The organism is Arenibacter lacus (assembly GCF_008711145.1).
GTDB classification, from domain to species: domain Bacteria; phylum Bacteroidota; class Bacteroidia; order Flavobacteriales; family Flavobacteriaceae; genus Arenibacter; species Arenibacter amylolyticus.
Genome location: NZ_VVIN01000087.1, coordinates 1 through 9,588, shown reverse-complemented (window position 1 = coordinate 9,588; position 9,588 = coordinate 1). Strand labels below are relative to the sequence as shown.

Genomic DNA, 9,588 nt, shown 5'->3' with positions numbered 1-9,588 from the left:
AGCTTGTTAAGATCATAGCTCAATCTTGCATCGATGGCTCCATATTTAGTTTCAGCTGTATTAACAGCACCGTCAATCATTTTCCCTACCTTATATTTATTGTAGGATCCTATAGCCTCAACCCCTAGTCCGTTTTCAAAATACCTTCCGATACTTAATCGCGATGGATACGCCAAGGCATTCCAATTGTCCTTTACATTGAACAATTCACTGAAATCGGCACCTGTACCGGAATCATCTACAAAATTATATCCTAGACCTACCATCCAGGCACTCTTAACAATTTTGTCCTTTTCGGTAATACGCAAATCCTGTGCGTTGCTATTGGTAAAGGAAATGAGCAGTAAAAAAACTAAAACAATCCTACTAATTTTCATTAAAACTTAATTTTAAATTATTATTAATTTAACCACCAAATTTAATTGGAATTTTATCACTTAACTATTAAAATTCTATTAAAATCTTACATAATTATAGGATAATAATCTCTTTTCTACCACAGCTATAGACTTATTAAATTTAATAGGGTATTACACCATACCTGTAAAAAGAACTAAGGCTTCTAGCTAGCAGTCAAGTTAAGCCACTTCTTAACGGGAGGGAAGTTTTATTATTGTAATGGAGATTAGAAAAAGGAAGGTTTCAGTAAAAAGTGATCAGTAATCGGTTTTGCAATTAACAATAAATAATATTGGTAGAAGCTTTAGGCATCATAGGCTGGAGGCTTTAGGCTGGAGGCAATAGGCTTTAGGCTTTAGGCTTTAGTTAATGAGCATACCATTCAAGGACCTAATGATTCTTAAACCTTTAATTCATGTGAATTTCCGCTTCCTTTAGAGCAATTGGTAAACGGAAATTCTGGACTGAAAGGAATCACTAGAAACTTTACTTCCTTTCAAGAATAATCTTTCAATCCATAGGTTCTCGATACAAAATTCCTCCGGGTTTCACTCCTGACAACTTCGTAACAACATAACCTTATAACAGCATAACCTTTTAACTATTTAACCGTTTAACCATTCAATAGGTAAAATCCTCAATTCCTAGCCAATAGCATCTCATTTTCCAAACAACACCTCCATTATTACATTATCCCATTGCTACATTGTTACATCAATCCCCCATTTTCAAATTAACACATTTCCAAATTGGCTAATAATCAAACCCATTGGTACATCGCTACATTGATCAATGGTTACATTAATCCCTCCCATTTCCAAATCAACTAATCTTCAAATCAACCTACTCCTTTTCTATAAAAACAATCGTTTTCCCTGTTTTGGGAAGGGAATAGAGACAAAACGGACTGGTGGTGATGAGTTCTCCCTTTGGGGAGTCGAAAGTGTCCAGAAGGACTATTTTAATAGAGTCCTGGGATTCTTTTTGGATGTAGATTTCCAAATTCCTCATCCCCTTTATCATTCCCGGCCCATAAAACAGAAGGGTTTCCTTTTTGAAGTCGACCTGAGGAAGGGGGATACCGGGTTTTCTGGTCTTGTTGATCTGTGCGAACAGTAGTTTTAGGGATTTTTCGTCCTTGATTACCTCAAAATGAGAGGCTTCCAAATGGCTATGGGTGTCGTGCAAAACCAATTGCGGGATGGCCGATTCCTGGTCGGAGGTTGTTTTCTTTTGAGCGGAGCAGGAAAGTCCCATTAGCAATAAAAGATATAGGAAGCATCGCATCAGTTTAGTTTTGGTGTCGTTCTGCAAACGCCTTTTCATAGATGGCCTCGTAAAGGGGCAGTACTTTTAAAATATCAAAATCTAAGGCTGCCTTGGCGGCATTGTCTTTAAATTTCTCCAGGGTGGCATCGTCCTTCAATATTTTTAGGGCATTGGCCGCCATTTCATCTACATTGCCTACATCACTTAAATAGCCCGTAACCCCTTGCCTATTCACCTCAGGAATTCCCCCTGCATTACTAGAAACCACTGCTACGCGATTGATCATAGCTTCTAAGGCCGCCAATCCAAAGCTCTCCGATTGGGAAGGCAATAAAAATAGGTCCGAAAAACATAGAATTCTATCTACCTCATTACTATTCCCTAGGAATAGTACTTTATCCTCAATCCCCAGATCTGCACACAGCTGTTCTGCCCCTTCTTTCTCAGGGCCATCCCCTACCATTACCAGTTTTGCAGGAATTTGTTCCTGGATCTTATGAAAAATGTGAATCACATCCGGGATGCGTTTTACCTGCCTAAAATTACTGATGTGGGTAATTATTCGCTCTTCATCCTTGGCCATTAACGCCCGTTGGCAATCGGTAATGGGGATTCCGTATTTCCGCTTATCAATAAAATTGGGCACCACTTCTATCTCCTTTTTAATATCAAAAAGATTAAGGGTGCTTTGTTTTAAATTTTCAGAAACGGAGGTGACCACATCGGATTTATTGATGCTAAAAGTAACCGCTGGCTTGTAAAAGGGGTGCCTTCCTACCAAGGTAATATCGGTTCCGTGCAGGGTGGTGATCATAGGGACATAGATCCCCTCTTCTTCCAACATCTTTTTTGCCATATAGCCTGCATAGGCATGGGGGATGGCATAGTGAACATGCAATAATTCTATTCCGTATAATTTAATGGTATCTACCAATTTACTGGAAAGCGCCAGTTCGTACGGCTGATAATGGAACAAGGGGTATTCCGGGACATTCACCTCATGAAAGTGGATCCTTTCACCCAGTAACTCTAATCGTACTGGTTGTTTATAGGTAATAAAATGGATTTCGTGCCCGCGATTGGCCAAGGCAATGCCCAATTCGGTAGCCACTACACCACTTCCTCCAAAGGTTGGGTAACATACGATTGCTATTTTCACGTAATTTTATTTTTACTGATTATAGAATGTCGGGGGACTTTATCTGCTTCCGTCATAGGTGTCTCCCGGATGTCCCTTTCGGACAAAACCTTTATCCGCCCTAAATTTATTCATTTTATTTCACTGTACCAGTTTATTACTCCTTAGATTGATCTCCTATAATGGTTCAACAGCCGTAAAGCACTGTTTTTCTGTAGGGATAATGATTGAAATTTTTGGTTATAGATTTAAGGGTGTTGGTTAGATTGGAGTTTTTGTTTTTGGTGGTTGGTCACAAAGTCAATTATTAACTATACTGAATTCATTGTACTTTGCTTTAAGTCCTTGTTCATTTTCTTTGCTTGTCCAGGGCCGAGAGACAAAGGTACAGTGTACCTTTGGAAAGAGGAGCCAGCGGTAGCGATGGCCTAAGGTGTTAAAATGCTTCTTACTAAAGTGACTGTTTTCGACACCGAGTTCGAAAAACCGTGTTCGAAACTCCGCGCTTTTTAAGAAAAATAAAAAGCTGAATCTCAGTCCCGAAGCCTCGGGATTAGAACCTATTCTACAGATAAAGTTAATTTAATAAAAAGCTTTCATTTTTGTTTGCCGCCTAATTTCTACTTTGGTAGAAAATCACAGGATTATCATAAGGAAGTAAACAAGATATACCTATCAGGTGATAGACATCCAGCAGGCAAGGCTTATTTCAAAATAAAATGGAAAAACTCAACTCCTATTTAAGTTGAGAGAGATAAGGCACTAATTCAAAATCGCTTCATAAATGGTTTCTTGGATGCGGGTTCTAAGGCTCGATTTAATCAAGAGGGTGTTGGTGGCAGATGGGAAGGTTCTGTTAGATAGAAATACATAGACCAACTCCTTCTCTGGATCTGCCCAGGTATAGGTACCGGTAAATCCGCTATGGCCAAAACTCTTTCTGGAGACTAGCTTACTGGCGGGTCCGCCTCCATTAGGGTCGGGTTTATCAAATCCCACGCCCCTTCGTACATTATTATCACAGAAGTAACAGGTATTGAATTTCTGTATGGTCCTATTATCCAAATACTGCTTCCCCCCATAATAGCCTTTTTGAAGGTACATCTGCATAATCTTTGCCACGTCATTGGCATTGCCAAAAAGTCCCGCATGTCCGCCAATACCTCCTTGCATAGCCGCCGCCATATCGTGTACATAGCCCTGTACCCGTTGGTAGCGGTAATAATTATCGTCCTCCGAGGGCACTATATCTTGCTTGGGAAATCTTTCCAAAGGGTTATAGCCCATGCGGGTAGCCCCAATGGATTTATACAAAAAGTTATCGGCCAAGGTGGCTAAATCAGTATTATAGGTATTCTCGATATACTTTTTCATTACAAAAAAAGCGAGATCGCTATAACGGTATCGGTTCGACTTAAGGGTCTGTCTTCCAATTCGCTCATAGATAGAATCCTTATAATGATCTGCCATATATAAATGGTCTGCCACCTGAACCGAATACCCATCGGTCATCTGATTGCGATAGAACTCGGCCGAAGGCTTCCTATTCTCATCCAAGGTATTTAGATAGAAACCAATCCATGCCGGTAATCGGCCATAATGTGATAAGGCCTTTAAAACCGTCACATTCTTTAAATCCGAATCGGAAAAGGAGGGGATTAGTTCCTGGAAGGTAGTATTTAAGCCCACGCTGCCTTCTTCTTCCATTTTCATCACTAGGGGAAGCGTTGCCAATATTTTAGTGAGTGAGGCCAAATCATAGATATAGTTAGGGGTAATCTGGGCGTCTGAATCATAGGTAGGTTTACCAAAGCCTTTATTATAGACTACCTTCCCCTTGCGGGCTACCAGCACCTGCGCCCCGGGAAACATCAGGGAGTCTATGCCATTCTGCACCATTTTATCGATCTCCGCCAATTTACTGGAGCTCATCCCTACACGCTCTGGGATACTATATCCCAATCGTTTTAAGGCAGGTACCGTTACGCTTGAATTCACAGGGAAATCGACATGCGAACTTACTGGTAATACCCCTTTTGCTGGTAGGGCTCCAAAAATAACCTGCGCGGTTTTTTCCTGGGCAATCTTACTGTTCTGATACCCTACTACCACCGCATCAATATGATTGAAGGACGGGATATCTAACAGGGCATAAGGTCTTGCAAACAGGGCCAGCACCACATTGGAAGTGCGTTCTGCCGCCAAATCCATTAACCAATCTATCTCCCATTTTTTAAACTTATAGGATCTCCAGGGATTGGCATTGTCCTTATGAAAACCTACAATCACTAAATTATAGTCCTTTAGTCCTGCTTTAAGCGTAGCAGCATCCTTTCCGTTTACTTGGGTAACCTCTGCATACTTATTGAGTTCCTCCAAAAACGGATCACTGTTGTCGTCCCCAAATTTTACGTAGGCAATCTTTTTATTGTCTAAATTCTTTAAGGCCAAGAGATCTACCTTATTCTTTACCACGGTGATGGCATTTTCAATGGCCTCCTCATAAATCAGATCGTTTTCTAGGGAGTTCAGGTCTTCATACAGGTTCTCTACCTTAATAGGGCTATACCTGTGCAGACCTACCTTGTACTTGGCCATCAATATTTTCTTTACGGAATGCGCCAACCTATCTTCGGTAATCCTGCCCCTTTTATAGGCTTCTAATAGTTTTGCTTTGGCCTTGGGTACATTCACGGGCATTAAGAGAATATCATTCCCCGCCAAAAAGGCTGCTAGTTCCACCTCGCCTTCCTTGGCAAAATTGGAAACCCCCTTCATATTAAGGGCATCCGTAAATACCAATCCTTTAAAATTCAGTTGCTCCTTTAAAACTTCTCCAATAATCTGCTCGGACAGGGAGGAGGGAAATCCTTCTTTAATTTCCAAAGCTGGAACACTTAAATGCCCTATCATTACACTACTCAGTCCTTCCTTTATCAACTTTCTATAGGGATATAGTTCAATACTATCTAATCGTTCCCTATTAAAATCGATCACCGGCAAGGCCTTGTGCGAATCTACCTCCGTATCTCCATGGCCCGGAAAGTGTTTTCCGCTACTTAGCACTCCGGCACCTTCCATCCCTTTCATAAACGCTATTCCCTTTTGGGTCACATTTTCTCTATCTTCTCCAAAAGAACGGTTGCCGATAATAGGATTCTTGGGATTGGTATTGATATCGATATCCGGAGCAAAATTAATATGTACACCCAATCGCTTGGCATGCAAGCCTATTTGCCGCCCTACCTTTTCCACCACGGAATTGTCTTTAATGGCCCCTAGGGTCATGTTCCACGGAAAGGCATAGGTAGAGTCTAATCGCATAGCCAGCCCCCACTCCGCATCCATTCCAATCATAAGGGGGATTTTAGAAAGCTTTTGATATTCATTGGTCTGCTGCGCCTGCCTTACCGGCCCCCCGGTAGAAAAGATTAGTCCGCCCAAATGATGGTCCTTAATCAGTTTCTTGGTATTTGCTATTCCGGCTTTACTCTGGTCCGAGGTGACCATCACCATAAACAGTTGCCCTAGCTTTTCATCTAGCGACATTTTTTGGTAGGTAGCTTCTACCCACGCGCGCTGTTGCACACTGTCTTTGGTAGTTAAGGGATTTTGCTGACCAAAAGCAGTGAGTATGGAGAGAAAAAAGAATCCAAAAAAAGTATTGAATCGCATAAAAGTCTTCTGAATTATAATAGCAGGCTCCTTGCCCACAACGCCAAATTAATTTGGTATTATAGCAAAAAACAAGCCAAAGAAGGTGTGAATAAATAGTTTACATAAATCGGGCGTGCCAACTTTCGGAAGCAGGAACTTCCCAGAAGTTTTCGTACTCGTGTTTGTTGGTTACCAAATTATTAAAAACAATGGTGTTTTTGGAAACCGCCTTTTGTTTTGCCATTTTCCTGAAATCGGTCAACGGCTTATAGGCTACAAATTCGCCCTGCTTATAGGAAACATTCATCTTATCCAATAATTGAATGTCGTATTTCTTTTCCAACTGCTGTATGAAATTTACAGAAGCATCTATGGAACATCCAGAGGCCGCTGTAACGGATTGGTCTAGGGCAAGAATGATAAATCTATTATACCTAATCTCACATCCAGCACGCAGTTCGCTCCCGTGGGCCGTCCACCCCTCTATAAATTGATTGATTAGGGTTTTTACCTCAGTAAGCTCTTCCTGAGAAAAACTCCTACTTGCTTGGTATATCCAAACTCTTGCATCATCTGGTAATGTATTAAACTCTACTAGCATTTTTATTTTTTTATGGTTTTCCCAAAACTAAATTTTTGGGGCATCTATTTTTTTATATCAGTTCTGTCTTAAACCCTAATTCTGTTCATTTTTTCCATTAAAGGTCCATTTCCAAACTTTAATCAACTTGGGGGAAAGGTCGGTAACGGTACGCCTTTCTTACAGATCTTCTACCTGGGCAATCAGCTCCGCAATATCCAATACGGCAATAGAAGCTTCCTTCTCCTTACTCTTCACTCCATCCGTCATCATCGTATTACAGAAGGGGCATCCTGCTGCTATAATATCGGGCTTAATTTCTATTGCCTGCTCTGTTCTCTTTACGTTGATATCTTTATCGCCTTTCTCGGGTTCTTTAAACATCTGTGCTCCCCCGGCCCCACAACAGAGTCCGCGCGACTTGCAGCTTTTCATTTCCACAAGCTCGGCATCCAATTTTCTAATAAGATCTCTTGGAGCCTCGTACACATTATTAGCCCGACCAAGGTAGCAAGGATCGTGAAAGGTAATTCGCTTCCCCCTAAATTGTCCGCCTTCCATACTTATTTTCCCAGATTCCAACAGGTGTTTTAAGAATTGGGTATGGTGTACCACCTCATAATTCCCCCCTAATCCGGGATATTCGTTCTTTAGGGTATTAAAACAATGGGGACAGGCAGTAACAATCTTCTTTACCTCATAGGCATTTAGGACCTCTATATTGGTAACAGCCTGCATTTGGAACAAAAACTCGTTCCCTGCCCGTTTGGCCGGATCGCCTGTACAGCTTTCCTCGGTTCCAAGCACTGCAAAACTGATATTGGCCTTGTTTAGAATTTTTACCAAGGCCTTGGTTATTTTTTTCGCCCTATCGTCAAAACTTCCTGCACAGCCCACCCAGAACAAAACTTCGGGTTGTTTTCCTGCTGCAGTAAGTTCGGCCATGGTTGGCACTTTTAATTCGTTTTCCATTGCAACCTATATTTTTTTTAGGATTCCTTGGACCAATTGAGTCGGTCCATCTGATTAAATGGCCAGGGTGCCCCGTTGTTTTCTATATTCCCCATCATATTATTTAGGTCCGAAGGGGCAGCAGACTGCTCCATTACCAGATACTGTCTCATATCCATAATGATAGACAAGGGGTCTATACTGATGGGGCAAGCCTCTACACAAGCATTACAACTGGTACACGCCCACAACTCTTCATGGGTGATATAATCTCCCAACAACTGTTTGCCATCAGGGACAAATACCCCTTTATTGGCATCCATATTTTTTCCTACTTCCTCTAATCGATCCCTAGTATCCATCATGATCTTTCTAGGGGAAAGTTTCTTTCCAGTAAGGTTTGCGGGACATTCACTGGTACACCGTCCGCATTCTGTACACGTATACGCATTTAGTAATTGCACCCACTCCAAATCCATTACATCCGAAGCACCAAACTTTTCTGGTGGCGGCGCATTTTCGTCGGGAGCAGCAAAGGGATCGGCATTGGGATCCATCATTAATCGCACTTCCTTGGTTACCGCCTCCAAATTATCGAACTGCCCCTTAGGCCGTACTTTTCCAAAATAGGTGTTTGGGAAGGCCAATAGGATATGTAAATGCTTGGAATAGTACAGGTAGTTTAGGAAGAATAATATTCCTACAATATGCAACCACCAGGCCGTGCGCTCCCAAAGAATAATGGTGGAGACCGACATATCTTGAAACAAGGGCGCTATAAACTGACTTACGGGAAAGGCGCCCGCCTTTACATAGGGCGCTACCTCCATTTGCTGCAATTGATAATCGGCAGCATTCATAGTGAGGAACAATACCATCAACACCAACTCTATATACAGAATTAGATTCCCGTCCTTCTTGGGCCAACCGGCCATTTCCGGATTTAAGAATCGCCTTAATTTAATTACGTTTCTCCGCACCCAGAACAAAGTAACCGCTACAATAACCAGGAGGGCCAAAATTTCGAAGGAGCCAATTAGAAAACTATAGAATCCGCCTAAAAATGCAAACAATCGATGGGTACCCAATAGGCCGTCTAGAATAATTTCAAGAACTTCTATATTGATAATAATAAAACCCAGGTATACTACAATATGCAAGAACCCTGCAACGGGACGCACCACCATTTTACTTTGCCCCAATGCGATGGCAATCATATTCTTCCAGCGCTGCGAAGTATGGTCACTGGTATCTACGGCCTTCCCCAACTTAATGTTACGGATAAGCTTCCTTACATTTTGCGTGAAAAATGCAATCCCGGCAACAAGCAGGACTGCAAAAATAAGATTGGGGATATACTCCATGGTCTAGTTGGTTATTTCTTCCGCCGGATCATCGGTGGGAAGGGTATATTCTTTTTGTTTTTTTCCGAATACGGATACGTTTACATAGCGTTTTGGGTTTAAACGAAAATCTTGAAGCAGCAGATCCAATTGCTTGGAAGCATCGGTGAGGTTGTTATAAAGAGCTTCATCGTTCACCAATTTCCCTAGGGAGCCATCCCCGCTTTCTATCTGTGCCAACACGCCATTTA

The 9,588-nt window shown here is 41.7% G+C and carries 6 protein-coding genes and 2 pseudogenes; all 8 read right to left on the bottom strand.

Features of this window, described 5'->3' with window-relative positions; all coding sequences use genetic code 11:
• Nucleotides 1–377, bottom strand: a pseudogene (locus F1E73_RS15750) (OmpA family protein); the annotation flags it as partial.
• A gap of 865 nt (nucleotides 378–1,242) precedes the next feature.
• Nucleotides 1,243–1,686, bottom strand: coding sequence for a hypothetical protein (locus F1E73_RS15745; protein ID WP_150452475.1), 444 nt, complete (start codon nucleotides 1,684–1,686; stop codon nucleotides 1,243–1,245).
• A 4-nt stretch (nucleotides 1,687–1,690) separates the two neighbouring features.
• Nucleotides 1,691–2,827, bottom strand: a complete 1,137-nt coding sequence (gene bshA, locus F1E73_RS15740) for an N-acetyl-alpha-D-glucosaminyl L-malate synthase BshA (protein WP_150452474.1) — start codon at nucleotides 2,825–2,827, stop codon at nucleotides 1,691–1,693.
• A 741-nt stretch (nucleotides 2,828–3,568) separates the two neighbouring features.
• On the bottom strand, nucleotides 3,569–6,481 hold the full coding sequence (locus F1E73_RS15735; protein ID WP_150452476.1) for a glycoside hydrolase family 3 N-terminal domain-containing protein: 2,913 nt from the start codon (nucleotides 6,479–6,481) through the stop codon (nucleotides 3,569–3,571).
• Between the two features lie 100 nt (nucleotides 6,482–6,581).
• Nucleotides 6,582–7,064, bottom strand: a complete 483-nt coding sequence (locus tag F1E73_RS15730; RefSeq protein ID WP_086475442.1) for an ABC transporter ATPase — start codon at nucleotides 7,062–7,064, stop codon at nucleotides 6,582–6,584.
• A gap of 159 nt (nucleotides 7,065–7,223) precedes the next feature.
• Nucleotides 7,224–8,015 (bottom strand): (Fe-S)-binding protein, encoded by a 792-nt coding sequence (locus F1E73_RS15725; RefSeq protein WP_150452473.1) that lies wholly within the window; start codon nucleotides 8,013–8,015, stop codon nucleotides 7,224–7,226.
• A 17-nt stretch (nucleotides 8,016–8,032) separates the two neighbouring features.
• Nucleotides 8,033–9,358: a (Fe-S)-binding protein gene (locus tag F1E73_RS15720; RefSeq protein ID WP_150452472.1), complete on the bottom strand. Its 1,326-nt coding sequence runs from the start codon at nucleotides 9,356–9,358 to the stop codon at nucleotides 8,033–8,035.
• Between the two features lie 3 nt (nucleotides 9,359–9,361).
• Nucleotides 9,362–9,588: pseudogene (locus F1E73_RS15715) on the bottom strand (MlaD family protein); the annotation flags it as partial.

Bases quoted from the DNA above. Each gene is read 5' to 3' on its own strand.
- F1E73_RS15745 (WP_150452475.1), bottom strand. From the start codon at position 1,686: ATGCGATGCTTCCTATATCTTTTATTGCTAATGGGACTTTCCTGCTCC.
- F1E73_RS15735 (WP_150452476.1), bottom strand. From the start codon at position 6,481: ATGCGATTCAATACTTTTTTTGGATTCTTTTTTCTCTCCATACTCACT.
- F1E73_RS15730 (WP_086475442.1), bottom strand. From the start codon at position 7,064: ATGCTAGTAGAGTTTAATACATTACCAGATGATGCAAGAGTTTGGATA.
- F1E73_RS15725 (WP_150452473.1), bottom strand. From the start codon at position 8,015: ATGGAAAACGAATTAAAAGTGCCAACCATGGCCGAACTTACTGCAGCA.
- F1E73_RS15720 (WP_150452472.1), bottom strand. From the start codon at position 9,358: ATGGAGTATATCCCCAATCTTATTTTTGCAGTCCTGCTTGTTGCCGGG.